Source organism: Thermomonas sp. (assembly GCF_041919455.1).
Classification (GTDB): domain Bacteria; phylum Pseudomonadota; class Gammaproteobacteria; order Xanthomonadales; family Xanthomonadaceae; genus Thermomonas.
Genome location: NZ_JAYRTQ010000027.1, coordinates 3,566 through 29,421, shown reverse-complemented (window position 1 = coordinate 29,421; position 25,856 = coordinate 3,566). Strand labels below are relative to the sequence as shown.

General features: G+C 67.6%; 25 protein-coding genes and 1 tRNA gene. 6 read left to right on the top strand and 20 right to left on the bottom strand.

Going from position 1 to position 25,856, the window contains the following annotated elements:
• Window positions 1-263: 263 nt before the first annotated feature.
• The 4 genes from ACE3T8_RS13760 to tpiA all read right to left on the bottom strand — a co-directional run bounded on the left by ACE3T8_RS13760 (window position 264) and on the right by tpiA (window position 3,042).
• The gene (locus ACE3T8_RS13760) at window positions 264-1,487 is read right to left on the bottom strand and encodes a tyrosine-type recombinase/integrase (RefSeq protein WP_374609866.1); all 1,224 of its coding nucleotides are present in this window, start codon (window positions 1,485-1,487) and stop codon (window positions 264-266) included.
• Window positions 1,488-1,668: 181 nt separating this feature from the next.
• Window positions 1,669-1,753, bottom strand: a tRNA-Leu gene (locus ACE3T8_RS13755).
• Between the two features lie 43 nt (window positions 1,754-1,796).
• Window positions 1,797-2,270 carry a preprotein translocase subunit SecG gene (gene secG / locus ACE3T8_RS13750; protein ID WP_374609864.1) on the bottom strand — a complete coding sequence of 158 codons (474 nt, stop codon included), beginning with the start codon at window positions 2,268-2,270 and terminating at the stop codon, window positions 1,797-1,799.
• 22 nt (window positions 2,271-2,292) lie between these two features.
• Entirely contained in the window at window positions 2,293-3,042 is a 750-nt protein-coding gene (gene tpiA / locus ACE3T8_RS13745) for a triose-phosphate isomerase (protein WP_374609862.1), read from the bottom strand.
• Between the two features lie 67 nt (window positions 3,043-3,109).
• Between tpiA and ACE3T8_RS13740 the strand changes: the two genes are divergently transcribed.
• Window positions 3,110-3,784: a DUF6445 family protein gene (locus tag ACE3T8_RS13740; protein WP_374609860.1), complete on the top strand. Its 675-nt coding sequence runs from the start codon at window positions 3,110-3,112 to the stop codon at window positions 3,782-3,784.
• Window positions 3,785-3,791: 7 nt separating this feature from the next.
• Here the strand turns inward: ACE3T8_RS13740 and ACE3T8_RS13735 are convergent, their stop codons facing one another.
• The 13 genes from ACE3T8_RS13735 to prmB all read right to left on the bottom strand — a co-directional run bounded on the left by ACE3T8_RS13735 (window position 3,792) and on the right by prmB (window position 17,670).
• Window positions 3,792-4,634: a PIN domain-containing protein gene (locus ACE3T8_RS13735; RefSeq protein ID WP_374609859.1), complete on the bottom strand. Its 843-nt coding sequence runs from the start codon at window positions 4,632-4,634 to the stop codon at window positions 3,792-3,794.
• A gap of 11 nt (window positions 4,635-4,645) precedes the next feature.
• Window positions 4,646-5,584, bottom strand: coding sequence for an isopenicillin N synthase family dioxygenase (locus ACE3T8_RS13730; RefSeq protein ID WP_374609857.1), 939 nt, complete (start codon window positions 5,582-5,584; stop codon window positions 4,646-4,648).
• Window positions 5,585-5,704: 120 nt separating this feature from the next.
• On the bottom strand, window positions 5,705-7,066 hold the full coding sequence (glmM, locus tag ACE3T8_RS13725) for a phosphoglucosamine mutase (RefSeq protein ID WP_374609855.1): 1,362 nt from the start codon (window positions 7,064-7,066) through the stop codon (window positions 5,705-5,707).
• Window positions 7,063-7,950 (bottom strand): acetyl-CoA carboxylase, carboxyltransferase subunit beta, encoded by an 888-nt coding sequence (gene accD, locus ACE3T8_RS13720; protein ID WP_374609853.1) that lies wholly within the window; start codon window positions 7,948-7,950, stop codon window positions 7,063-7,065. The genes glmM and accD overlap by 4 nt, the downstream gene beginning before the upstream one ends.
• 74 nt (window positions 7,951-8,024) lie before the next feature.
• Complete coding sequence (gene trpA / locus ACE3T8_RS13715) at window positions 8,025-8,843, bottom strand: tryptophan synthase subunit alpha (protein WP_374609851.1); 819 nt, start codon at window positions 8,841-8,843, stop codon at window positions 8,025-8,027.
• A complete protein-coding gene (locus ACE3T8_RS13710; RefSeq protein ID WP_374609849.1) occupies window positions 8,840-9,292 on the bottom strand; it encodes a DUF3144 domain-containing protein in 453 nt (150 codons plus the stop codon). Before ACE3T8_RS13710 ends, trpA begins: the two co-directional genes overlap by 4 nt.
• 120 nt (window positions 9,293-9,412) lie before the next feature.
• A complete protein-coding gene (gene trpB, locus ACE3T8_RS13705) occupies window positions 9,413-10,651 on the bottom strand; it encodes a tryptophan synthase subunit beta (protein ID WP_374609847.1) in 1,239 nt (412 codons plus the stop codon).
• A gap of 188 nt (window positions 10,652-10,839) precedes the next feature.
• Window positions 10,840-11,538, bottom strand: a complete 699-nt coding sequence (locus ACE3T8_RS13700) for a phosphoribosylanthranilate isomerase (RefSeq protein ID WP_374609846.1) — start codon at window positions 11,536-11,538, stop codon at window positions 10,840-10,842.
• Between the two features lie 10 nt (window positions 11,539-11,548).
• Window positions 11,549-12,349: a tRNA pseudouridine(38-40) synthase TruA gene (gene truA, locus ACE3T8_RS13695; protein WP_374609844.1), complete on the bottom strand. Its 801-nt coding sequence runs from the start codon at window positions 12,347-12,349 to the stop codon at window positions 11,549-11,551.
• A gap of 17 nt (window positions 12,350-12,366) precedes the next feature.
• Window positions 12,367-14,415: a FimV/HubP family polar landmark protein gene (locus ACE3T8_RS13690; RefSeq protein WP_374609842.1), complete on the bottom strand. Its 2,049-nt coding sequence runs from the start codon at window positions 14,413-14,415 to the stop codon at window positions 12,367-12,369.
• A 41-nt stretch (window positions 14,416-14,456) separates the two neighbouring features.
• A complete protein-coding gene (locus tag ACE3T8_RS13685) occupies window positions 14,457-15,473 on the bottom strand; it encodes an aspartate-semialdehyde dehydrogenase (protein WP_374609840.1) in 1,017 nt (338 codons plus the stop codon).
• Window positions 15,474-15,593: 120 nt separating this feature from the next.
• On the bottom strand, window positions 15,594-16,709 hold the full coding sequence (gene aroC / locus ACE3T8_RS13680) for a chorismate synthase (protein ID WP_374609838.1): 1,116 nt from the start codon (window positions 16,707-16,709) through the stop codon (window positions 15,594-15,596).
• 10 nt (window positions 16,710-16,719) lie between these two features.
• Complete coding sequence (gene prmB / locus ACE3T8_RS13675; protein ID WP_374609837.1) at window positions 16,720-17,670, bottom strand: 50S ribosomal protein L3 N(5)-glutamine methyltransferase; 951 nt, start codon at window positions 17,668-17,670, stop codon at window positions 16,720-16,722.
• 79 nt (window positions 17,671-17,749) lie between these two features.
• On the opposite strand from prmB, the gene ACE3T8_RS13670 reads away from it, so the two are divergent.
• Window positions 17,750-18,418 carry an SCO family protein gene (locus tag ACE3T8_RS13670; RefSeq protein ID WP_374609868.1) on the top strand — a complete coding sequence of 223 codons (669 nt, stop codon included), beginning with the start codon at window positions 17,750-17,752 and terminating at the stop codon, window positions 18,416-18,418.
• 64 nt (window positions 18,419-18,482) lie between these two features.
• Complete coding sequence (asd, locus tag ACE3T8_RS13665) at window positions 18,483-19,325, top strand: archaetidylserine decarboxylase (RefSeq protein ID WP_374609835.1); 843 nt, start codon at window positions 18,483-18,485, stop codon at window positions 19,323-19,325.
• A gap of 189 nt (window positions 19,326-19,514) precedes the next feature.
• On the opposite strand, the gene ACE3T8_RS13660 is transcribed toward asd, so the two are convergent.
• Window positions 19,515-21,062 (bottom strand): transglycosylase SLT domain-containing protein, encoded by a 1,548-nt coding sequence (locus ACE3T8_RS13660; RefSeq protein WP_374609834.1) that lies wholly within the window; start codon window positions 21,060-21,062, stop codon window positions 19,515-19,517.
• Window positions 21,063-21,216: 154 nt separating this feature from the next.
• Here ACE3T8_RS13660 and ACE3T8_RS13655 point away from each other — a divergent pair, with 154 nt between their 5' ends.
• From ACE3T8_RS13655 to greB, 3 genes are read left to right on the top strand one after another with little or no spacing between them, the layout of a single operon-like run.
• Entirely contained in the window at window positions 21,217-22,740 is a 1,524-nt protein-coding gene (locus ACE3T8_RS13655; RefSeq protein WP_374609832.1) for a helicase HerA-like domain-containing protein, read from the top strand.
• Window positions 22,741-22,781: 41 nt separating this feature from the next.
• Complete coding sequence (locus ACE3T8_RS13650; protein WP_374609830.1) at window positions 22,782-23,273, top strand: copper resistance protein NlpE; 492 nt, start codon at window positions 22,782-22,784, stop codon at window positions 23,271-23,273.
• Window positions 23,274-23,275: 2 nt separating this feature from the next.
• Window positions 23,276-23,779, top strand: coding sequence for a transcription elongation factor GreB (gene greB, locus ACE3T8_RS13645; protein ID WP_374609828.1), 504 nt, complete (start codon window positions 23,276-23,278; stop codon window positions 23,777-23,779).
• A gap of 13 nt (window positions 23,780-23,792) precedes the next feature.
• Here greB and ACE3T8_RS13640 read toward each other — a convergent pair whose 3' ends face one another.
• On the bottom strand, window positions 23,793-24,350 hold the full coding sequence (locus ACE3T8_RS13640) for a hypothetical protein (RefSeq protein WP_374609826.1): 558 nt from the start codon (window positions 24,348-24,350) through the stop codon (window positions 23,793-23,795).
• A 94-nt stretch (window positions 24,351-24,444) separates the two neighbouring features.
• Window positions 24,445-25,776, bottom strand: coding sequence for a 30S ribosomal protein S12 methylthiotransferase RimO (gene rimO, locus ACE3T8_RS13635; protein WP_374609825.1), 1,332 nt, complete (start codon window positions 25,774-25,776; stop codon window positions 24,445-24,447).
• Window positions 25,777-25,856: the final 80 nt, after the last annotated feature.

Here is a 25,856-nt window from a genome sequence, read left to right as displayed (position 1 = left end):
CCCACCCACCCAGCGAGCTGGGCAATACAATCGCCGTCGGCCACGGCCGACCCCCGGTTTGTTGACTCGACAACTGCAAACTAACCGGGTCGGCCGTGCGCCTCTCCCTCAGATGGGAGAAGAACCACAAAAATCCTGACACCCTCACCTCATGAGGTTGATCGCTATCACTCATTGATACCCATCCCCCTCAATTGCTCGGTGAGGGTGACGCTATCACGAAAGCCGCACTAGAGAAGCCGGCCTGAACGCGCACAGCATGGTCAGACTTGCTTGAGTTTCGCGTTCACCGCGCCGCTATTGTCATTTGATTTCAGCTGGTCGATGTAGTCCGCCCAAGCTTGCATGGCCGTGCGACGTTCGTCATTGAACGTAGTGCGATCGTACGCCTTCTGCACATCACCCTTCTTCGCGTGGGCCAACTGCGCCTCCAAGATATCTGGGTCGATGCGTAGGCGCTCTCTCGCAACGGTTCGCAACATGCCTCGGAAACCGTGGGTAGCATGCCTCCCCTCAAAGCCCATGAGGCGCAGCGCTCGGCTTAAAGCGTCACGATGCAGGTGTGGAGTGCCTTGGCGAGCCAGTGGCGGGAATACGTACTCCTGCCCCTCTGTGTAGGCCTGCATCGACCGCAGGACGTCAACCGCTTGGGTCGGCAGCGAAACGATGTGAGCGTGGCGCATCTTCATCCGGTCGCCTGCAACGTGCCACTCAGCTGCTTCCAGATCGATCTCATCCCAGCGGGCCGATGCCACGATGCCAGGCCGCATGGCGGTCAGCATGGCGAGCTTCAAAGCACCCCGGGTCACCGGGGTGATATATGCGTCAATGGCCCTCGCAAGCTCCGCAATCGTTTTGGGATCCGTAGCAGCTGGAATGTGCCCCCTGGCCCGGTTAGGGGCCACGCCCTTCATCGACAAGAGCTTGCCCTCCTCCCTGAGCCTTTTGCGGATCGCGTAGGTCACGATGCCGGTCAGGAAGTTCCGCGCCTTGTTCGCCAGTGACGGGGCGGTTTCGGCAATCTCCTCAACCGCATCTATGGCCTGCGCGCTGGTCAGGGTCGCAATCGACTCCTTGCCCAGCTTGGGGGTTAGGTAGGAGTCGACCACGTACTTGGCCTTCCGGTAGGTCTCCGGGGCCCAATCTCCCTTCCTCGCCTCTAGCCATGCCTCGGCTACGGCGCTGAACAGACCGTCTACGTCCCGGCGTTGCAACTCCTTCGCCGCCCTCTTATGAGCATTGGGGTCAACTCCCATCCGGATCAGAGACCGTGCGGCATCGCGAAGCTGGCGAGCTTCAGCAAGGGAGATCTCCGGGTAGACACCCAAGGCCCGCAGGTTCTCCTTACCCCCATACCGGTACTTCATGCGCCAATAGCGGGATCCGTTCGGGCGCACGTCGAGGAAAAGGCCACCGCCATCAAAGAGCTTTCCTGGCTTGGCAGCCTTTATCGCCAGCGCGGTGAGCTTGCCTGTACCCCCAACCATGAATGTACCCCCGCAAATTTGGGATGCCTACTCCCCGATACCCCCAGTTGTACCCCCCGAATTGCCCGGCTGCAACCGAACCTCCCCGAACTCCACCGAACCTTCCGGCCAAAAAAAACCCCGCCGTAGCGGGGTTTGAGGTTGCTGCCCGGACTTTAGCGAACGTCTCCGGACTTCTAGTTGGTGCCCAAGAGGGGACTCGAACCCCTACGACCTAAATCGCTACCACCTCAAGGTAGTGCGTCTACCAATTCCGCCACCTGGGCAAATCTGTTGCGGCGTTTGCCGCGTGCCGCATTGTAATGCCGATCAACCGCCCTGCGCGGGTGCGGCGGGGGCCGGTGCCGGTGCGGAAGACTCCGCGGCCGGTTGCGGCTGGGTGGCATCGGGCTGCGCGTATTCCGGCGCAGCGACCGGGAGCGCCGGAGCCGGAGCCGACGGAGCAGGCTGTGCCGGCGCGGTCGGAAGCGCCTGCGCCGGCTGCGCGGCGGCCGGTGCGGCCTGGCCCATCACGCCGAGATCCGGCTTGGCGTCCAGCGCGCCGACCGCGCTCTTGCTGGCGTACATGGCCATGCCCATGCTGATCACGAAGAACAGCACGCCCAGCCACTTGGTGCTCTTGGTCAGGAAGTTCGACGAGCCGCGCGAGCCGAACACGGTCGACGACGCGCCGCCACCGAAACCCGAGCCGGCCTGCGCACCCGCGCCGCGCTGCATCAGGATCAGCACAACCATCGCGATCGCGACCAGCACGTACACCACATTGATCAGTTGAAGCCACATCGTGAATCGTTTCCGTAGTCGGTCAGGCCGCCGCAGCGGTTGCGATGGCCAGGAAATCCGCGGCCACCAGCGAGGCGCCACCGATCAGTCCGCCGTCGACGTCGGCCTGTCCGAACAGGCTGGCCGCGTTCCCGGGCTTGACGCTACCGCCATACAGGATGGGCAGCGAGCCGGCGATTGTAGCATCGTGCGCGGCGACCTCGCCACGGATGAAGGCGTGGACCGCCTGCGCCTGCTCCGGGCTGGCGGTGCGGCCGGTGCCGATTGCCCAGACCGGTTCATAGGCCACCACCGCACGGGCGAAGGCGGCCACGCCGACCAGGTCCAGCACGGGACGCAGCTGCGCGGCGATGACCGCCTCGGTCTCCCCCGCCTCACGCTGCTCGAGGCCCTCGCCCAGGCAGAGGATCGGGCACAGGCCGGCGTGGATCGCGGCCTGGAATTTCAGCGCGACCAGCTCGCTGCTCTCTGCGTGGTACTGGCGGCGCTCCGAATGCCCGACCAGGCCATAGCGCGCACCGACATCGACCAGCATCGAGGCCGAGACCTCGCCGGTGTAGGCCCCCTGCTCGTTGCTGCTGACGTCCTGCGCGCCGAAGGCCAGTGGCGTGCCCTCGAAGTCCTCGATCAGGTCGCCGATGTACGGCAGCGGCGGCAGGATCACCAGTTCCACGCCCGGCACGGGCGAGGCGGCGATCTCCGCGACCAGCGCGGTGGCGAAGGCACGGGTGCCGTGCAGTTTCCAGTTACCGGCGACGATCTTGCGGCGCATGGGTCCACCCTGTCGATTCGGGCCCGGAGTTTACCAACCCGGCCCGGCCGACCGTATAGTCGCGCCGATGAACCGTCCGTTCCCGCCGCTGCGCATGCTGCCCTACCGCAGGCCCACCGAGGGCCGCGACTACTGGGTCTTCGACGACGTCCTGCCGAATGCGGCCGATGTGCGCGAGCGCTGCATGCACAAGCAGGACTGGGTGCTCGGCTTCCCGCATACCGGCGAAAGCTGGCCGGGCCGACGCGCGATCCCCGCGCTGGATGCCGACGAGATGGCGCTCGTCGAGGCCAAGGTCAAGCAGGCCACGGGCATGAAGAAGCTCTGGGTCGCCAACACGCCCGACGGCAAGACACTCAACCACAATTGCGTGCAGGTCGTCGGCGAACGCGAGGCCGGCGCCCGCCCGCATACCGATTCGCGCGCACTGTGCCGCTATGCCGGGGTGCTCTACCTGACCCCCGACGCGCCGGAAGACTGCGGCACCAGCTTCTATCGGCAACGCATGCCCACCAGGCAACTGGGCGGCAACACCGTGAACCGCCCGCAAAACACCCTGGTGGAGGCGATGGGGACCCGCTTCGTGCCGCCCGACAGCTTCGCCGAGGACGTGCGCGTGCCCAACAAGTTCAACCGCCTGCTGGTCTACAGCGCGGCGATGATCCACAGCGCGAGCGCCTACTGCGGCGAAGTGCTGGCCGACCAGCGGATGGCGGCGGTGTTCTTCTGGATGGGCGTGTGAGAACGCGCTAGAACTTGTCTGCGTGCCAGGTCAACTTGGAGTTACCCGCCGCGGTCAGCAGCCCGAACTTGATCAGTCCCGATATCAATGCATCAACGGTGTCCTGTCCGACCTTGTCGCCATTGAACTGAGCGCTCACATGCTTCTTCAGTGAGGACATTGTCGAAGGCCGGTTGCCATCCATTTTCTTCAGGCCTGATCGCAGTTTCGTCCAGCGCTCTGCCGTCGTCCTTGCATCGGTGAGGGGCAAGGTCAATAACGAAACAGCGGGAGGCTTCGTTGAAGTTGCTGGAAGGACGCTTGGTATCTTTGACTCGTCTGGCTCGACGATGAAATGCACACGACCAGCGACAGCCGCTGGCGGCTTCGGTTTTGCAGAAGCGGGCGGAACCTTTGATCTCGCAGCGTCTGGAACCTTGCCTCCAGGTGATCTAAACAATGGCATTGCCTTGATTGTCTCCGAGCGGGCACCCGAGATTCCGAGATCCTTCAAGTGTGTCAACAATGGGTCGTAGCCCTTGTCCTTGGATATGACATGGAAAAACCCACGCGCATCCTGACTCACCAACTTCCCCACGTGAAATGCGATGAGGAAATCGAGCGCGTTTGCGCCCACGGCAGCTGCACGAACGTACTTTGCTCGTTCTCCGAGATTCTGCATCCCGATCGCCAAGTCGGATGACAGCTTGCCCTGCTGAGCACCGACGAATACGAAGACGCGCACATCGACTCTGTCTAGCAAGCCGATGTCGGTTGGCTGCACATTCTCGTGATCGACCAGAACGTAATGGATGACCGGAGTGCCTGTGAAGGCGCTCGCCTTGGGATTCGGAACCGGATCATCCGCCATGCATCGACTTCCTACTTCAGCTTGATCTCGCGCAGGCGTTCTTCCAGGTAGCCCTGGGCCGTGATCGGCTCCGGGTAGCGACTGGGGTTGTCCGCGGTGATCGTGGACGGCAGCACGTCGATCAGGAAGTCCGGATTGGGGTGCAGGAAGAACGGCACCGAGTAGCGCGGTTGCCGCGCCTGCTCGCCCGGCGGATTGGTCACGCGGTGGGTGGTCGACGGATACACGTGGTTGGTGAGCCGCTGCAGCATGTCGCCGATGTTGACCACGATGGTGTCGGCGTCGGAGGTGAACGGCACCCACTCGCCCTGCTTCGACAGCACTTCGAGGCCAGCCGCGCTGGCTCCCACCAGCAGGGTGATCAGGTTGATGTCCTCGTGGGCGCCGGCGCGCACGTTGGGGATGTCGTCGGCGGTGATCGGCGGGTAGTGGATCGGGCGCAGGATCGAGTTGCCGCTGTCGGTCTTGTCGGCGAAATAATCCTCCGGCAGGCCGATATGCAGGGCCAGCGCGGACAGCACCTTCGAACCGAGTGCGTCCAGGCGCTGGTACAGGCCGTAGCCGGCCTCGCGGAAATCGGCGACTTCGGCCGGCCACAGGTTCGGGGCCATGTCCGCCGCGTACTTCGAATCGCGCGGGATCTCGCGGCCGATGTGCCAGAACTCCTTGAGGTCGGAATATTTCGCGCCCTTGGCGGTCTCCACGCCGAATGCGGTGTAGCCGCGCGCGCCGCCGCCGCCGGGGACGTGGTAGCCGCGCTTGACCTCGTCCGGCAGGGCGAAGAACGCCTTGAACGCGGCATAGGCGCGGTCGATCTCGGCCTGCGGGATGCCGTGGTTGCGGATGCCGGCAAAGCCCCATTCGCGGTAGGCCGCGCCGAGCTCGGCGACGAAGGCCTCGCGGTCGGTGTCGAAGCGGGTGATGTCGAGGGTCGGGATGCGTGCGGCCATGTCGGTTGCCTTGAATTCGATCGTTCGTTTGCCGTTCGTGGTGAGCCTGTCGAACCACGCCTCTTGCAGGAATCCGCAGGTGGTTCGACAAGCTCACCACGAACGGACGCTGCGGATACCTCAGCTTGCCGCCGCGCGCACCGCGGCGGCCAGCGCGGCCAGGGTGGCATCGACCAGCGCGGCATCGTCGGCCTCGACGGTGACCCGCACCACCGGCTCGGTGCCGGACGGACGCAGGAATGCGCGACCACGCCCTTCGACCGCTCGCAGCGCCTCGGCCAGCGCGGCCTGCACGCTCTGCGCTTCAGCCGGCTTGCTGCTGCCCTGGTAACGCACGTTGACGGTCTTCTGCGGCACCTTGTGCAGGCCTTGCAGCGCCTCGGCCAGGCCGATCCCACGACGCTGCAGCACTTCCAACACCTGCAGCGCGCTGACGATGCCGTCGCCGGTGCTGGCGCGATCCAGGCACAGCAGGTGGCCGCTGGCTTCGCCGCCGAGCACGCCCTCGTTCGCCAGCAATTGCTGGTGAACATGGCGGTCGCCGACCTTGGCCCGGACGAAGCCGATGCCGAGGCCCGCCATCGCCTGCTCGAATCCATAGTTCGTCATCAGCGTGCCGACCACCGGGCCACGCAAGCGGCCACTGTCCTGCCAGTCGCGGGCCAGCACGTACAGCAGGTCGTCGCCGTCGCGCACGTTGCCTTGCGCGTCGACGAACAGCACGCGGTCGCCGTCGCCGTCGAAAGCGATACCGAGGTCGGCGCCGGTTTCGCGCACGCGCGCGGCCAGCAATTCCGGGTGGGTGGAACCCACGCCATCGTTGATGTTCAGGCCGTTCGGCTCGATCCCGATCGCATCCAGGCGCGCGCCGAGTTCGCGCAGCACCAGCGGCGCCAACTGGTAGGTCGCGCCGTTCGCGCAATCGACCACGATGCGCATGCCGCCCAGGTTGAAGCCCTTCGGCACCGAGTTCTTGCAGGCCTCGACGTAGCGGCCGATGGTGTCGCGGGTACGCACCGCCCGTCCCAATCGCTCGGAGGCCACGGTACGGAATGGCGCGTCCAGTGCGGCTTCGATGGCGAGTTCGGTGGCGTCGTCGAGTTTCTCGCCCTGCGCCGAGAAGAACTTGATGCCGTTGTCGTGGTGCGGGTTGTGCGAGGCGGAAATCACGATGCCGCCATCGGCGCGCATCGAATGGGTGAGGTGCGCGACCGCGGGCGTCGGCATCGGGCCCATCAACTGCACGTCCACGCCGGCGGCGACCAGCCCGGCCTCGAGCGCGGCCTCGAACATGTAGTTGGAGATGCGGGTGTCCTTGCCGATCACCACCATCGGGTTGCGCCATTCGCGCCCGGCGCCGCTGGCGGCGACCAGCGCATGGCCGTAGGCATTGCCCAGGCGCAGCACGAAGTCGGCCGAGATCGGACCTTCGCCGACGCGGCCGCGGATGCCGTCCGTACCGAAGTAGCGGCGCGCGCTCATGCGGCCTCGACGTCGTCGGCGGGCGCCGGTTGCTTCATCAGCATCGCCAGCAAATGGGCCAGGCGATCGCGCAGTTCGCGGCGGTCGACGATCTGGTCGACGGTGCCGTGCTCCAGCAGGAATTCGCTGCGCTGGAAGCCTTCCGGCAGCTTCTCGCGCACGGTCTGCTCGATCACGCGCTGGCCGGCGAAGCCGATCAGGGCTTCGGGCTCCGCCAGATTGATGTCGCCTAGCATGGCAAAGCTCGCGGACACGCCGCCGGTGGTCGGATGGGTCAGCACCGAGATGTACGGCAAGCCCGCCGCGCGCAGGCGGCCCAGCGCGGCCGAGGTCTTGGCCATCTGCATCAGCGAGAACAGGCTTTCCTGCATGCGCGCGCCGCCGCTGGCGGAGAAGCACACGAACGGGCAACGCAGCGCCAGCGCGCGTTCCGCACCGAGGGTGAAGCGCTCGCCGACCACCGAGCCCATCGAACCGCCCATGTAGGCGAAATCGAAGGCGGCGGCGACCAGGTCGTGGCCCTTCAGCTTGCCTTCCATCGCGATCAGCGCGTCGCGCTCGCCGGTGGACTTCTGCGCGGCCTTGATGCGCTCGGCGTACTTCTTCTGGTCCTTGAACTTGAGCACGTCGGTCGGGCCCAGTTGGGCACCGATCTCGTGGCCCATGCCGTCGTCCAGCAAGGCTGCCAGGCGCGCGCGCGCGCGGATCGGCATGTGGAAGCTGCACTTCGGGCAGACCTCGAGGTTTTCCTCGAGTTCCGGGCGGTACAGCACTGCACCGCAGCGCTCGCATTTTTCCCAGAGGCCTTCCGGCACGCTGCGCTTGCGATCCACCCCGGTTTCGGTGCGGATGCTCGCGGGCATCAGTTTCTTAAGCCAGCTCATTCGGTTCGTTCACCGCTGTTGTCGGGCGCCGCGTCGCCGTGCGATCCGCGCGGATGCCGGTGGCGCAGTCTAGCTCAGGCCGGGACGCAGGCCAGTTCGTCCAGGGCCTGGCGCAGGGGCAGCAGGAAACTGCCCGCGCGCTCCGCCGCGTCATCCGCGTGGCTGCATTGCGCGAGCACGGAGACCAGCGCGCTGCCCACCACCACGCCGTCGGCATGCACGGCCATCGCCGCGGCGCTGGCGGCATCGCGGATCCCGAAGCCGGCGTACACCGGCATCGAGGCCATGGTCCGCAACTGGTGCAAGCGCTGGCCGGCTTCGGCCACGTCCAGGCCGTCGGCACCGGTCACGCCGGCGAACGTGACGTAGTACAGATAGCCTTCCGAATGCGTGCACAACCGCTGCAGGCGCGCATCCGGCGTGGTCGGCGAGGCCAGCGAGATCAGGGTGAGCCCGTGGCGGGAGAACGCGGCGCGGTACTCGTCGGCTTCTTCCGGCGGCAGGTCCACCAGCAGCACGCCGTCCACGCCGGCCTCGGCAGCCGCGGCGGCAAAGCCGGCGGCACCGCGGATCTCGACCGGATTCAGGTAGCCCATCAACACTACCGGAGTGGCGGCATCGGCCTCACGGAACTGGCGCACCGCGTCCAGCACGAAGGCCAGCCCGGCACCGCGTGCCAGCGCGCGCTCGGAGCTGCGCTGGATCACCGGGCCATCGGCCATGGGGTCGGAAAACGGCACGCCCAGTTCGATCACGTCGGCGCCGGCCGCGGCCAGTGCATGCATGACCGGCACGGTCGCTTCCAGCGACGGGTCGCCGGCGCTGATGAACGGCACCAGCGCCTTGCGACCGGACGCACGCAGCGCGTCCAGCCTTGCCTGCAAACGGGTCACTCGTTCGCCGCGGCAGCCGGCGGCACTGCACCCGCAGCGGCCACATAGTCGCCCGCCGGGGTCTGGGTGGGACCGCCACCGACCTGGATGCCGGCAGCGGCGTATTCGGCGGCCAGCTCGGACTCGCCGACGTCGATGCCGCGTTCCTGGCCCATCCCGTCCAGGTGCTCGTTGAGCATCCGGCGGTACATGGTGGTCATGTAGTCGAGGAAGTCCTTGCGCTCGCCGGCAGCATGGATCGGCTTCACGCTGACCAGGTACACGTGCGCGTTGAAGCGCGCGGCGGCGTACATGCTGGCCAGGCTGATGCGCTTCTCGCCGTACTGGCGGGCCTGCTTGTTGGTCAGCTCCAGGTATTCGTTGACGCAATCGAAGAACTTCGGGTCGGGCCCGTTCTGGGCCTGTGCGGAAGCGTCGGCCGCGTCCGGGGTCTGCTGTTCGTCGGCCATGGCCGTATTCCTCATGAAGTGTTTGCGCAGCCGGGTATTGTCTCGCAAGCGACGGGTCGAGGCCAGTTCAGCGGGAAATCGCCCTGGACGACATCGAGCGCCGGGGCTCCCCGCCTCCGCTCAGAGGGTCATGCCATCGCGTGCGGCGATGGTGTGCACGTCCTTGTCGCCGCGGCCGGACAGGTTGCACAGGACCAGCGCGTCCTTCGGCAACTCCCGCGCCAGCTTGAGCGCCTGGGCGATGGCGTGGCTGGATTCCAGCGCCGGCAGGATGCCCTCGGTGCGGGTCAGCTTGTGGAACGCGGCCAGGGCTTCGTCATCGGTGACGCCGACGTATTCGGCGCGGCCGCTGTCCTTCAGGAACGCGTGCTCCGGGCCGACGCCGGGATAGTCCAGGCCGGCCGAGATCGAGTGGGTCTCGATAATCTGGCCATCATCGTCGCAGATCACGTAGGTGCGATTGCCGTGCAGCACGCCGATCCGGCCGGCCGACAGCGAGGAGGCATGCCGGCCGGTCTCGATGCCGTCGCCCGCGGCCTCGGCGCCGACGATGCGCACGCCGCCATCGTTGAGGAACGCATGGAACAGGCCGATCGCATTGCTGCCGCCGCCGACGCAGGCGGTGATCGCGTCCGGCAATTGGCCATATTCGGCCAGCATCTGCGCACGCGCCTCGCGGCCGACCACGGCATTGAAGTCGCGGACCATGCGCGGGTACGGATCCGGGCCGGCGACGGTGCCGATGATGTAGAAGGTGTCCTGCACGTTGGTCACCCAGTCGCGCATCGCCTCGTTCAGCGCGTCCTTGAGCGTGGCCGAACCGCTGGTCACCGGCACCACCGTCGCCCCCAGCAGCTTCATCCGGTAGACGTTGATCTTCTGCCGCTCGATGTCGGTCGCACCCATGTAGACCACGCACTCCAGGCCCAGGCGCGTGGCCACGGTGGCGCTGGCCACGCCGTGCTGGCCGGCGCCGGTCTCGGCGATGATCCGGGTCTTGCCCATCCGGCTGGCCAGCAGGGCCTGGCCGATGGTGTTGTTGATCTTGTGCGCGCCGGTGTGGTTCAGGTCCTCACGCTTGAGCAGGATCTGCGCGCCGCCGTTTTCGCGGCTCAGGCGTTCCGCGTGGTAGATCGGGCTGGGACGGCCGACGTAGTGCCTGAGGTCCTTCTCGAACGCGGCGATGAAGGCGGGATCGACGCGCGCGGCATCGTAGGCAGCGGCGAGTTCTTCCAGCGGACCGATCAGGGTTTCCGCGACGAAGCGGCCGCCGTGGCGCCCGAAATGGCCGGAGGCGTCGGGATAGCGAGAGTAGTCGAGGGCCGCACCGGGTGCGGTCTCGGTGATTGGCGATGGCATGCAGGTGCTCCGGAAGCGGGCGCAGCCGATCGGGCTGCGGGAAGGCGGGTCTTCGCTGCGGAGAGGGGCGTCACCAGACCATGGCGGCCGGCACCCGGCGCCAGCGACGCAGGGAACGGCCGAACGGAGCGTGTTTGCGGCGCGGGGTTGCCATCGGGGCACAGGGTACAACAGCGCGGCGGGGGCGCTCAGCGACCACAGGCATCGCATTCCCCGATGTCGCCGTTCTCGCCAAGTTCGATGCAATCGGCACGCCGCACTTCCTCCACGAAGCGGCGCATCAACGCGCCATCCTTGATCCCGGGTTCCAGTTCGATGCCGCCGGCGACATCCACGCCCCATGGCGAGGCCGCGCGCACCGCGGCATAGACATTGTCGGCGCTGAGTCCGCCTGCGAGCACATAGGGTTTGCTCATGTCCTGCGGAATGGCGGCGATGTCGACCCGCTGCCCGCTGCCGCCCGGTTGGCCCGGCGCATGGCCATCCAGCACGAAACCCGCGGCATGCGGGTAGCGCGCATGCAGCATGCGCCCGTTGAGGCCGGCCTCCGCGCCCTTCAGGCCGACGCCCTTCAGGTACGGCAGGCCGAAACGGCGACAGAACGCGTCATCCTCGCTGCCGTGGAACTGCAGCAGGGTCGGCCGCGCCTGGGCGATCGCCTCGCGCACTTCGCTGGCGCTGTTGTCCATGAACAGCGCGACGGCATCGACCAGCGGTGCCAGCGCCTCGCGCAGCGCGCGCGCGGCTTCCGGTTCGATCCTGCGCGGACTGCCCGCGGCGAAGATCAGGCCGATCGCGTCGACGCCCAGCTCGCCGGCCAGGCGCACGTCGCCGGCACGGGTCAGGCCGCAGAACTTGATGCGGGTGCGGAACAACGCGCGCTTCATCGGCGGACCTTCAGCTGGTGATGTCGTCGCCGCAGACGTCCTGCGGGAGACCCCATTGTCGCGGATAACGCGGCCCGAGGAACAGCAGTCCGGCCGCCGGCGCGGTCGGTCCGGCGACGTTGCGGTCGCGACCTTCGAGCAGTTCGGCGACCCACGCGACCGGACGTTCGCCACGGCCGACCGGCAGCAGCGACCCCACGATGTTGCGGACCATGTGGTGGAGGAAGGCATTCGCCTGCACGTCCACGAGGACCTCTTCGTCGTGGCGGGTCACCACGATGTCCTGCAGGTCGCGCCGCGCATGCGCGGCCTGGCACTGGATGCTGCGGAATGCGGAGAAATCCTGCTCGCCACGCAAGGCCTGCGCGGCGGCGTGCATGGCATCGGCATCCAGCGGCATGCGTTCCCAGCTCAGGTACTGGCGGTGCAGCCCGGGGCGGGTGCCGCGGTTGAGGATGCGGTAGCGATAGCGCCGCGATCGCGCGGCGAAGCGCGCGCTGAAGTCGTCGGCGACCGGCACGCACCAGCGTACGGCCATCGCGGATGGCAGGTTGGCGGTCGTGCCCAGCACCCAGCCGCGCGCATCGCGGATCGCCTCGGTGTCGAAATGCGCCACCTGGCAGCGTGCGTGCACGCCGGCATCGGTGCGACCCGCACAGACGGTGTCGATGCGCGCATCGGCCACCTTCGACAAGGCGATTTCCAGCGCGGTCTGCAGGCTGCCGTCGGCGGCGTGGGTTCCGGCCGGGCTCAGCCGCTGCCAGCCGGAGAACCCGCTGCCGTCGTATTCGATTCCCAGCGCGAAACGCATCCGCCTGCCGATGGGCCTCAGCCGATCTCGCGCAACAGGCGCGCAGCATCGGTGCGCGCGACCGGATCGGCATCGTCCAGCAATTCGCGCAGCAACTGCTTCGCCGAATGATCATCGCCGATGTCCAGGAAGGCACGCGCCAGCTTCATCCGCTGCTCGGCGCTGGCCTGCGGTGCCGGGGCGTCGGGTTCGAGCAAGTCGTCATGCAGCGGCACGAAGCGCGGCGCAGCGGGTTCGACCGGAGGCGGCGGTGGCACGAAGGCCTCGGCCTTGACCCAGCCGGAATGCCAGGCCGGGGTCTCCACCCTCGTGGCACTCGGCGGCACGTCGGCGAGGTCGATGGTCGGTGCCGGCGCAGGCGTGTCTTCGGCCCGGTTGTCAACGGGCGGCGCCGCATCCGGCGCGATGTCGTCGATATCGCGCTGATCATCCGCCACGCGGCCGTCATCCATGCGCTCGTCATCCACGGCGCGCGACGCCTCGGTCTCGACCGAAGGATGCACCAGGCTGGCGGCAAGCGCTCCGCTGTCGAAGCTGCTGCGGCGCGGCGCCGGGGCCGGCTTGCGGCGGCCGAACAGCAGCCAACCCAGCAAGGCCACCGCCGCCAGGCCGAGTCCGCCCCAGATGTAGGGCATCGGGTTGGACGCAGTTGCGGCAGCGTCCTGGGTGGCCGGCACCTGTTGGCTGGCCTGCGGCACGGCCTGCGCGGCGGCAGGCTTGACCGCGGCAGCGGCCGCAGTGGCGGCGGCCTTGTTGGCCTCGGCCAGGCGCTGCTGGGCGGCGGCCAGTTCGCTGTCCTTGAGCGACAGCAATTGCTCCTGATCCTGCTTCAGTTTCTCGAGATCGGCGACCCGCTCCTTGAGCTCGCCGATCTCGACGGCCTTGGCGGCGATGTCTTCGTCTTTCTGCCGCAATTGTTGCTGGAGCATGCTGCCCTCGCCTCCGGCGGTGGTGCCGGATCGTGTACCTGTGGCCTTGCCCGGTGCAGCGGGCGGGATGATCTGCAAGCGCGCTTCCTGGCGACGCGCAGGCGCGGCCTGGCGGGGCGGCGTTGCAGGTTTGGGTTTCGCGGCCGTGGCGGCCGCCCTGGGTGCGGGCGCAGCGGCCGGGGCGGCCGGTGTCGGCGCGCGCGTGGCCGGCGCGGCCTCCGCAGTGGCGGTCTCGGGCTGGCGCACCGGGCGGCGTGCCTGCCGCCATTGCTGCATCTGCTGGCGGACGACCTGCCCGGCTTCGTCGGCGCTGACGCTGCCGAGTTCGTCGCGACCCGGGACGCGCAAGATCGAGCCGCGCCGCAATCGGTTGATGTCGTCGCCCAGGAACGCATCGGGGTTGGCGCGCAACAGGGCAAGCATCGTCTGGTCGAGGCTGTAGCCGGACGGCAGGTCCAGCTTGCCGGCGATCTTCGACAGCGTTTCGCCCTGTTTGATGGGGCCGTACTGCGCGGCGGCAGGTGCAGGCGTCGCAGCAAGCGGAGCCGAGGCCGCGGCGGGCGGTGGCAGCGGTGCGATGGCGATGGGCGCTGGCGCAGGTTCCGGACGCGCTTCGGGAACCGTCAGCGGCGCGGGTGCCGGCGCTGCGGCAACCGGCGGCGTCGCCGGCCGCTGGACCACGTTCGGCGCCGGCGAGACCGGTGCCTCGATGGCCGGTTGCAGCGGCGCACTGGCGGTGTTCGGCGCGTCGACCAGCGCGGAATATTCGCGCACCAGCCTACCCTGCCCCCAGTCGACCTCGACCAGGAAATTCAGCACCGGCTGCTCGACCGGGCGGGTGCTGGTGACCCGGATCACCGGCCTGCCGCGCGCATCGCTTCCCAGGCTGAATTGCAGGTCGGCGGCGACGCCGCTGGGCGGGGCCAGCCCGACCCGGCGGAAGGTTTCCGGCGAAGCCAGCCGCGCCTGCAGCGCTTCGAGTTCACCCGGCGTGGTCGAGATGATCGGGATTTCCGCGACCAGCGGCTGGTTGCGCCGCGACTTGACCTCGATCTGGCCGAGGCCGAGCGCCCACGCATTTCCCGCCGCCAATAGCAGCGCGGTGGCGATCGCCGCCGTTCGCAATGTCCTGATCACGCCTGCTCCCGCCCCCATCACCGCGACGACTCTAGCCGCGCTCAGCCTTCGGCGGCAACAAGTTCCGCAATCTGCACCGCGTTCAGCGCCGCCCCCTTGCGGATGTTGTCGGACACCACCCACAGGTTCAGCCCGCGTGGATGCGACAGGTCTTCGCGAATGCGGCCGACGTAAACCGCATCGCTGCCCGACGCATGGGTGACCGGCGTGGGATAGCCGCCGGCCTTGCGTTCGTCGACCACCACCACGCCCGGGGCGCGCTCCAGCAACGCACGCGCCGCTTCCGCACTCAGCTTCTCGCGGGTCTCGACATTCACCGCTTCGGAATGGCCGTAGAACACCGGCACGCGCACCGCGGTCGGGTTCACCTGGATGGCCTCGTCGCCGAGGATCTTGCGGGTCTCCCAGACCAGCTTCATCTCTTCCTTGGTGTAACCGTTGTCCTGGAAGTCGTCGATGTGGGGGATCAGGTTGAAGGCGATCTGGGCCTGGAACTTCTTCGGCTCGATGTCCTGGAAGTTCAGCAGCTTGCCGGTCTGCACGCCCAGCTCTTCCAACCCGGAGCGACCCGCGCCCGACACGGACTGGTACGTCGCCACGTTGATGCGCTCGATGCCGGCGGCGTCGAAGATCGGCTTCAGCGCGACCATCAGCTGCATGGTCGAGCAATTCGGGTTCGCGATGATCCCGCGCGGCCGATTGCGAATGGCGTCGGGATTGACCTCGGACACCACCAGCGGCACGTCGTCGTCGTAGCGGAAGGTCGAGGAGTTGTCGATCACCACCGCGCCGGCGGCGGCGAACTTCGGTCCATATTCCTTGCTGGTGGCGCCGCCTGCGGAGAACAGCGCGATGTCCACCCCGGTGGGATCGAACGTGGCCAGGTCCTGCACCACCAGGTCGCCATTCCCGAATGCCACGGTAGTACCGGCGGATCGCTCGCTGGCCAGGGCGACCACTTCACTCGCCGGGAAGTCGCGCTCGGCGAGGATCGACAGCATCACTTCGCCCACGGCGCCGGTCGCGCCCACCACTGCCACCTTGAATTGCTTGCTCATTGCGTCTCGTGTCCTGGAATTGCGGCGCGGATCGTCGCGCTGCGGGAAAGTCGGAATGGGTTGCTTGCGTGTCCGCTGCGGCGCGCTGCTGCCCGTGGGGGCGTAGCCGGCGGCGCGCCGCTATCGTTTCGCGTCGGTGGTAATGGACGTGGTGCCGGGAATGCGCGGCGTGACATCACCCACGTCGCCGCACTGCGCGCGATGGCGCAAGGCCTGGTCCATCAGCACCAGCGCCAGCATCGCCTCGCAAATGGGTGTTGCGCGGATGCCCACGCAGGGATCGTGGCGGCCGGTGGTGACGACGTCGACCACGTTGCCCTCGGCATCCAGCCCTTCCACCGGCAGGCGCAGGCTGGACGTCGGCTTGAACGCGACCGAGACCGAGACCTGCTGGCCGGTGGAGATGCCGCCGAGGATTCCGCCTGCATGGTTCGACAGGAATCCATCCGGCGTCATCACGTCGCGATGCATGCTGCCCTTCTGCGCGACGGACGCGAAGCCGTCGCCGGTCTCCACGCCCTTGACCGCGTTGATCGACATCATCGCCGCAGCAAGGTCGCCGTCCAGCTTGCCGTAGACCGGCTCGCCCCAGCCCGGCGGCACACCATCGGCGACTACGGTCACGCGCGCACCGACCGAATCGCCGGACTTCCGCAGCGCATCCATGTAGGTTTCAAGTTCCGGCACCTGTGCGGCATGCGGCCAGAAGAACGGATTGGTCTCGATGACGCTTGCATCGAACCCGTCCGGCACGATCTCGCCCAATTGCGACAACCAGCCCTGCACGCGCACGCCATGCCGGTCCGCCAGCCACTTCCTGGCGATGACCGCGGCCGCGACGCGCATCGTGGTCTCGCGCGCACTGCTGCGACCGCCACCGCGGGGATCGCGGATGCCGTACTTCTGCCAGTAGGTGTAATCGGCATGGCCGGGCCGGAACTGCGCGGCGATCTTGCTGTAGTCCTTGCTGCGCTGGTCGGTGTTGCGGATCAGCAGCGCGACCGGCGTGCCGGTGGTGACGCCTTCGTACACGCCGCTGAGGATTTCGACCTCGTCGGCTTCATGCCGTTGCGAGGTGTGCCGCGAGGTGCCGGTCGCGCGTCGCGCCAGGTCCCGCACGAAATCTTCCGGCGCGATGGCGATGCCCGGCGGGCAGCCGTCGACGACGCAGCCGATCGCCGGCCCGTGCGATTCCCCGAAGGTGGTGACGCGCAGCAACTGGCCGAAGGTGTTCAAGCGCGCCCGATCAGAACAGGCCGGCGCCGGACGCGGCCCGGCTGGCATCGCGCGCATTCGCGAGCTTGGCGATGCGGTCGTGGTGGGCGATCAGGTCGGCGCATTCGGCCACGAAGATGCCCATCTGCCCGACCTTGAATTCCACCCAGGCCAGCGGCAGTTCCGGCAGCAGGTTGACCAGTGCGGTTTCGGCCTCGCCGACCTCGCAGACCAGCAGGCCGTCCTGCGAAAGATGCAGCGGTGCGTCGCGGAGGATGCGCAGGGCCAGGTCCAGGCCATCGTCGCCGGCCCGCAAACCCAGCTCGGGTTCGTGTGCGTATTCGCGCGGCAGGGCGTCGGTCTCTTCGTTGGTGACGTACGGCGGGTTGGTGACGATCAGGTCGTAGTGCTCGCCCTGCAGGCCATCGAACAGATCCGACTTGACGAAGCGGACGTTGCGCACGTGCAGGCGCTTTTCGTTCTCGGCCGACAGCGACAGGGCGTCATCGCTGATGTCGGCCCCGTCCACGTGCCAGTCGGGATTGTGGTGGGCCATGGCGATGGCGATGCAGCCGGAGCCGCTGCACAGGTCCAGCGCGCGGCGGACCTCGCGATCGCCCAGCCAGGGCTGGAAACCGGCCTCGATCATTTCCGCGATCGGCGAACGCGGCACCAGCGCGCGCGTGTCCGACTTGAAACTCAGGCCGGCGAACCACGCCTCGCCGGTGAGATACGCGGCGGGGATGCGCTCCTCGATGCGGCGCAGGAACAGGCCCAGCACGTCTTCCTTCTCGGCCTCGGTGATGCGCGCATTGCCGTAGGCCGGTGGCAGGTCATGCGGCAGGTGCAGCGCATGCAGGGTCAGCTGCGTGGCTTCGTCCAGCGCGTTGTCGTAGCTGTGGCCGAAGGTCAGGCCCGCCGCGTTGAACCGACTCGCGCCGTAGCGGATCAGGTCGATGATCGTCTGCAATTCCTGGGACATGTGCGGCCACGCGCGTGCAAGGCCGTGAAGTATAGCGGCGACGCCCCGCTATCATGGCGGGCCGCCTTCATTCCGGACGATCATGTCGAAACGCATCGCCCTGCTGTTGCTCGTGGCCTGCCTGGCCGGGGGATTGGGCCTGTGGGCCTCGCAGTGGTTCCATGGCCCCGCCGCGCCCGCGCTGCCCGTGGTCAAGGCCGTGACGCTGTTGCCGAATCCGCGCGTGCTGCCGGCGTTCTCGCTGCAGCAATCCGATGGCACGCCGCTGACCGTCGACGATCTCAAGGGCCACTGGACCGTGGTGTTCCTGGGCTTTACCCATTGCCCGGACATCTGCCCGACCACGCTGGCGCAGCTGGCCGCTGCGCAGAAGCAATGGGGCGCGCTGCCGGCGGCGACGCGCCCGCGCGTGCTGTTCCTGTCCACCGATCCCGAGCGCGACAGCCCCAAGGCGACCGGCGATTACGCGCATGCGTTCCATGCCGACACGCTGGCCGCCACCGCGCCGATCCCGCAACTGGAAGCCTTCGCGCGTTCGCTGTCGCTGGTGTTCATGAAGGCGCCGGGGCCCAGCGGCGATCCGGCCGATTACACCATCGATCACAGCGCCGCCTTCGTGCTCCTTGATCCGCAGGTGCGCATGGCCGGCGTGGTGCAGCCGCCGTTCGACATCCAGGCGATCGCAACCGACCTCGAGTTGCTGAGCACGGCTCCTGCAGTCATTCCTGCGCAGGCAGGAATCCAGTGACTTTCGTAAAACACCGATCAAAGACACTGGATCCCGGCCTTCGCCGGGATGACGAGCAAGAAAAATGAGCCCGCTGACTGCCCTGACCTACGTCCTCCCGCATCGCCTGCTGTCCTCGCTGGCGCGGTCGCTGGCCTATTCGACCCACCGGTCGACCAAGCAATGGCTGATCGATACCGTCACCCGCAAGTTCGGCGTGGACCTGTCCGAGGCCGCCGAACCCGATCCCACCGCCTACCCCACCTTCAATGCATTCTTCACCCGCGCGCTGAAGCCCGGCGCGCGCGTGGCCGATGCCGATCCGGCCGCGTTCCTGATGCCGGCCGATGGCCACGTCAGTCAATGCGGCGACATCGTCGACGGGCGCATCTTCCAGGCCAAGGGCCAGTCGTTCACCGCCGCCGAACTGCTGGGCGATGCCGAGGCCGCCAAGCCCTTCGCCGATGGCGTGTACGCCACCGTGTACCTGTCGCCGCGCGACTACCACCGCGTGCACATGCCGTGGACCGGCACCCTGCGCGAGACCGTGCACGTGCCTGGCCGGTTGTTCTCGGTCGGCACCGATGCGGTGGCCAGCGTGCCGCGGCTGTTCGCCCGCAACGAGCGCCTGGTCTGCCACTTCGACACCGAGTTCGGGCCGATGGCCTCGGTGATGGTCGGCGCGTTGCTGGTCTCCGGCGTGGAGACCGTCTGGAGCGGCGTGGAGATCCCGGCCTACGGCGACCGCATCACCCGCAAGGACTATCGCGGCAAGGGCATCGAGCTTGAGCGCTTCGCCGAGATGGCGCGCTTCAACTACGGCAGCACCGTCATCGTGCTGCTGCCGAGGGGCGTGGCCGCACTGGATCCGGCGCTGAAGGCCGAATCACCGGTGCGGCTGGGGCAGCGGCTGGCAAGCCGGCTCTGATGCTCTTGTAGCCCGGATAAGCGCAGCGCATCCGGGGTTTCGGCGGTCGAGCCCCGGATGCGGCCGCTGTAGGAAATAGGGTCAGAGTGAATTTTGCGCCGATGAGATTCGGAGAACCCGAGTATCTCGATCGCAAAACTTCACTCTGACCCCATTTCCTTTCGAACGGGATTGAATTTCGCGAAAGGGTTAGCCCTTGCACCCCTGCAAGGTCAGGCTCTGCCCCGGCTTGATCGCGTACTTGGGCGCCTTCAGCTTGTTCGCCCTGGCCAGGTCGCCGAGGTCGCAGTCGAACTTGCGGACGATGGCGGACAGGGTCTCGCCGCGCTTGACCGTGTGGGTCCGCGGCTTCGCGAGTTGCGGCTTCGGCTTGACCGGCGCGGCGGCTTGCGCGGGCGCATCGGCCGAAGTGCCGGCAGCGGCCATCGATTCGTCGCCGGTGCTGGTCATCGGACCGATCCGCACCAGCGCGGATTGCACGTTGCTGGCCACCAGCTCCTCGGCCAGCTGCAGGCGCTGCCCGCGGGTGCAGTAGCGGTTGTACAGCGAGGCGATGCGGGTGGTGGCGTTGAGCGTGGTGCCCGCGGGCATGGTGCTGTCCGCGCTCCAGCGCGGGTTGAGGTTGCGCAGCGCACGCATGTAGCCGTCGCGCGAACCGTAGTTGCCCAGGCAGATGGTGAGCTCGTAGATCGAGGCCGGCTGCTGCAGGCGCACCATCGCCGGCCGCGAGTTCACCTTCGGCCAGCGGATGCCGTATTCCTTCGGGTGCAGGAACAGCCAGGCCGCGGCCACCACCATCGGCACGTAATCCTTGGTCTCGGCGGGGAACTGGTTGTAGACGCCCACATCCCAGAAGCTGCGGCCGCCGGTATCGCGGTACACGCGGAGCGCGCGGCCCTCGCCGCCGTTGTAGCCGGCCAGCGACAGTTCGATGCTGTTGTTCAACTGGGCCATGCGCTCGACGAGGTACTGCGCCGCGGCGTCGGCGGAGGCCGCCGCGTCGTAGCGGGTATCGAAGCCGGTGCCATCGTTGCCCAGGCCGAAACGGCGACCAGTGGCCGGCATGAACTGCAGCGGCCCGACCGCGCCCGCGCGCGAACCCACATGCACCTTGCCGTTGGATTCCTTGGCCATGATCCCGAACAGCAGCGCCTCAGGCAGGCCGTGGCGCTTGAATGCCGGTGACATCAGGTGCTGCATGTAGCGGTAGTTCTCGTAGCTGTCCATCAGCGACGGGCGCATGTCGGTCAGCCAGCGGCGGATGCCGGCCTGCACGGCGGGATTGAACTGGACCATGCGCACGAAGCGCTGGCCCTCGTCGCTCAGCAGCGCCGCCGCATCGGCGCTCCCCGGCACGTTGCCGGTGGCCAGGTCGCCCTCGTCGATCGGGTCCTCGTCCTCGCTGTCCGGGTCGCCATCGCCATCCTGCGGCGTGGCCTTGAGCAGGCGTTCGTAGGTCGCCAGCATCTTCGGCAACTCGCAGCCCTTCTGCTTTGCACAGGCGGCGACCACCGCCTGCATCTCGGTCAGCGCAGCGGCCGGGATGGCGCCGTCGGTCTCCTCGTCCTCCGCCAGCAGCGCATCGCGATAACGCTTCTCGGCGGCATCCATCCGTTGCTGCAGGGTCACCGCAGCGGCGAGGTCGCGTTTGGACTGCGCCTGCGCGACAGGCGCGGAGGTGGCGGCAAGCAGGACGATGGCGAAGGCGGCAAGCGCAGGCAGCGGGCGAACGGGCATCAGCAATGGACATCTCGCGTGGGGAACCGCAGGGTAGCCGTCGCGCACGCGCCGGGGCAACCTGCCGCAGGTCACGGGAAGGCGTCCGGCATCGCATAGAATCGCGGTGCGCCGCATTCACGTTCGAGCATCGAACACATCGACAGGAACACACATGGATCCGATCCTTGTAGGCAAGGCAGTCACCACCGAGACCAGCGGCAATGTCTTCCTGCTGCCGAAGTACGGCAACCGCCATGGCCTGGTCGCCGGCGCGACCGGCACCGGCAAGACCGTCACCCTGATGACGTTGGCCGAAGGCTTCAGCCGGATCGGCGTACCGGTGTTCCTGGCCGACGTGAAGGGCGATGTCGCCGGGCTGGCGGTGGCGGGCACCGCCAGCGAGAAGCTGCAGCAGCGCATCGAGCTGATGGGCATCGGCGACTACCGCAACGAGGCCGCGCCGGTGGTGTTCTGGGACCTGTGGGGCAAGCTGGGCCATCCGGTGCGCACCACCGTCAGCGAGATCGGCCCGACCCTGCTCTCGCGCATCCTCGAGTTGAACGAAACCCAGTCCGGCGTGCTCGACATCGTGTTCAAGCTGGCCGACGACCGCGGCCTGCTGCTGCTCGACCTCGACGACCTGCGCGCCCTGCTCGGCCTGATCGCCGAGGAACGCAAGGACATCTCGACCTCGTACGGGCTGGTCAGCTCGCCGTCGATCGGCGCGATCCAGCGCGCGTTGCTGCGCCTGGAACAGGAAGGCGCCGACATGTTCTTCGGCGAACCCGCGCTGGAACTCTCCGACCTGATGCGCACCACCACCGACGGTCGCGGCGTGGTCAACATCCTCGCTGCCAACCAGCTGATCCTGAAGCCGAAGCTGTATTCGAGCTTCCTGCTGTGGCTGCTGTCGGAGCTGTTCGAGAACCTGCCGGAAGTCGGCGACCTCGACAAGCCGAAGCTGGTGTTCGTGTTCGACGAGGCGCACCTGCTGTTCGACGACGCGCCGGCCGCGCTGCGCCAGCGCATCGAACAGGTCGTGCGCCTGATCCGCTCGAAGGGCGTCGGCGTGTATTTCTGCTCGCAGTTCCCCGACGACGTGCCCGACGAAATCCTCGGCCAGATGGGCAACCGCTTCCAGCACGCGCTGCGCGCGTTCACCCCACGCGACCAGAAGGCAGTGAAGACGGCCGCCGAGACCTTCGTCGCCAACCCGGCGCTCGACGTGGCCGCGACGATCTCGCAACTCGGCACCGGCGAAGCGCTGGTCTCCACGCTTCAGGACAAGGGTGTACCGATGCCGGTGGAGAAAACACTCGTTGCGCCACCGCGTTGCCGGATGGGCGCGATCACCGACGCCGAGCGCGCACAGGTCCGCGCAGGCAGCCCGGTGGGGATGAAGTACGACAACCGCATCGATCGCGACTCCGCCGCCGAATTGCTGGCGAAGAAGACGGAAGCAAAGACCGGACAGGCAGAGGCGCCAGACGCGCAGGCACCGGCGCAGGACAGCGACGACGGTGATGACCGTGGCGGCATCGGCAGCGTTTTCCGCGAGTTCCTGTTCGGCTCCACCGGTCCGCGCGGCGGCAAGAAGGACGGGGTCGTGCAACAGGTGGCACGCAACGAGGCGCGACGCCTGGGCACCAAAGTACTGCGCGGCGTGCTCGGCGGCATCCTCGGCGGCAAGCGCTGAGCGCCCGCATCAACCAAAACCATTCCGCAATGAGGCTCACCATGAATCGCACGCTCCTCGCCATCGCCCTCGCCGCGACCCTCGCCGCCACCGCCGGCTGCAAGCCCGACGAAGCCGCCGAAGCCGCGGCCGCGCCGGTGGCACCCGCCGCACCGGTCAACGCAGTGACCGAGGTCGTCGACCACGCCTCGCCCGCCGGCGACGTGAACGGCTTCGACATCAAGGCGTTTGCGGGAACCTACGGCGGCATGCTGCCCTGCGCGGATTGCCCGGGCATCGACACCAGCATCGCGTTCACGCCGGAAGGCACCTACACCCTGAGCGAGACCTACCAGGACGCGGACAAGAGCAGCTTCCTGTCCAAGGGCACCTGGTCGGTGCGCGGCGACGGCAAGGCGGTGATGCTGGATCCGGAGGACAAGGACGAATACGACCGCAGCTTCAGCATCGTCTCGCCCACCGAGTTGCGCGCGCTGGATCGCCAGGGCAAGCCGATCGAAAGCACCCTGGACTACAGCATCAAGCGCAAGTAAGCATGGGGCGCTGGCGCCCGCCCGCGGCAGGCAGCACCGCGCTGGTCACCCGCGCCGGGCATGACCGGCTGAAGGCGGAACTCGACGATCTCTGGCGCGTGCGCCGGCCGGAGGTCGTGAAAGCCCTGGCCGCCGCTGCGGCCGAGGGCGACCGCTCGGAGAACGCCGAGTACACCTACCGCAAGAAGCAGCTCGGCGAGATCGACCGCCGCGTCCGCTACCTCAGCAAGCGGCTGGAAGCGCTGCGCGTGGTCGATGCCGCGCCTTCGGATCGCGACGCGGTGTTCTTCGGCGCCGAAGTGAAGCTGGAGAACATCGACGACGGCGAACAGGTCGCGTATCGCATCGTCGGCCCGGACGAGACCGATGCACGCCGGGGCTGGATCAGCATCGATGCACCGTTGGCGCGGGCCATGCTGAAGAAACGGGTGGACGACGAATTCGATGCCGTGCTGCCCGGCGGCATCGTCCACTACGCGATCGTCGAGATCCGCTACGTCGATTGAGCGGGATCGCGCTTCAGTCCCGGCCGACTGCCGCGGCGCGCAGTTCGGCATCGAGCAGCACATCCGGCAGTGGCGTGCTGGCCATGGCGACCGGCGGCGACTCGCGTTGGCTGCGGTGCGGGGTCGTGTAGCGCGGGATACGCTCCTCGCCATCCGCCGAGTCGAGCAGTTCGCCGCGGACGAATTCATGCGCGCCGCTCAGCAGGTTCCACGCCATGCGGATGGCATCGCGGCCCCGATAACGCTCGGTTTCGATAGAGACCAGGCGCATGCCCGCGACAACCTGGTCGCGCCGGAAGCGGTAGATGGTCCTGGTTTCGACGTCGCCGCCGGTGGCGTCCAGCACCACCAGTTCGCCCCTGTCCGTGTCCAGGCTGGCGCCAGTGTTCGAATTCGGCGCACCCAGCGCCGCCGCCACCGGGGATTCGTGGCCGCCGTCCCTGCCGAACCAGACCACCAGCCGGCGTTGCTCCGGGGTGCCGCCCAGGATCGCGGTATCCGCATGTCCATCGGCATCGATATCGGCGACCAGCGAGACCTCGAGGATCGCACTCGGTGGCAGCGTCGCCATCTACTGCGCTTCGGTCAGGTAGGGCGGATCGGTCTCCACCGCATGTGCAGCGGCGGCCAGTCCGATCGCCAGCCATGCCGCGGCACAGCCGCTGCTACGCCTCGTACTCCACTTCGCCATACAGGTCATGCTCGTCGCTGCCCATGATCCGGACCAACGCGAACTCCCCGGGCACCAGGCCAGCCTCGCGGCCGTCCTGCACCTGCACCAGGCCGTCGATCTCCGGCGCGTCCGCCATCGAACGGGCGATGGCGAGTTCGCCATCGATCGCATCCACGATCACCTGCTGCACCGTGCCGACCTTCGCCGCGAGGCGCGCTTCGGAAATCGCCGCCTGGCGCTCCATGAAACGCGCCAGGCGTTCCTGCTTGACGTCTTCATCCACCGGATCCGGCAACTCGTTGGCCTTGGCGCCGTCGACCGGCGAATAGGCAAAGGCGCCGACGCGGTCGAGCTGCGCTTCGTCGAGGAAGTCCAGCAACTCCTCGAACTCCGCCTCGGTCTCGCCGGGGAAGCCGACGATGAAGGTGCTGCGGATGGTCAGCTCCGGGCAGGTCGCACGCCAGCGCTGCACGCGCTCCAGGGTCTTGTCGACCGCGCCCGGCCGCTTCATCAGCTTGAGCACGCGCGGGCTCGCATGCTGGAACGGGATATCGAGGTACGGGAGGATCTTGCCGTCCGCCATCAGCGGGATGATGTCGTCGACGTGCGGATACGGGTACACGTAGTGCAGGCGCGTCCATGCATCGAGTTCGGACAGGCCTTCGCACAACGCCTTCATCCGCGTCTGGTATTGCTTGTCGCGCCAGGTGCGTTCGGCGTACTTCACGTCGACGCCGTAGGCGCTGGTGTCCTGCGACACCACCAGCAGCTCGCGCACGCCGCCGCGCACCAGCTTCTCGGCCTCGCGCAACACCTCGTCGACCGGCCGCGAGACCAGGTCGCCGCGCATCGACGGGATGATGCAGAAACTGCAGCGGTGGTTGCAGCCTTCGGAAATCTTCAGGTACGCGTAATGCTTTGGGGTGAGCTTCAGGCCGTAGTCCGGCAGCAGGTCGGTGAACGGATCGTGCTTCGGCGGCAGTGCCGTGTGCACGGCATCCATCACGCTCTTGTAGTCCTGCGGGCCGCTGATCGACAGCACGCCCGGATGCGCTTCGCGGATCACCTCGGCGCGCTTGCCCAGGCAGCCGGTGACGATGACCTTGCCGTTCTCCGCCATCGCCTCGCCGATCGCATCCAGCGATTCGGCCACCGCGCTGTCGATGAAGCCGCAGGTGTTGACCACCACCACGTCGGCATCGTCGTAGGCCTGGACCAGGTCGTAGCCCTCCACGCGCAGCTGGGTGAGGATGCGCTCCGAATCGACAAGGGCCTTGGGGCAGCCGAGGCTGACGAATCCGACTTTGGGTTGTTGCAGGGACATGCGCGGGGCACCACGAAAGGTGCGAAATTATACGGCGGGCGTCCCGTGCCCCGGTGGTGGGGGCGCCCCGGCGCCGACGT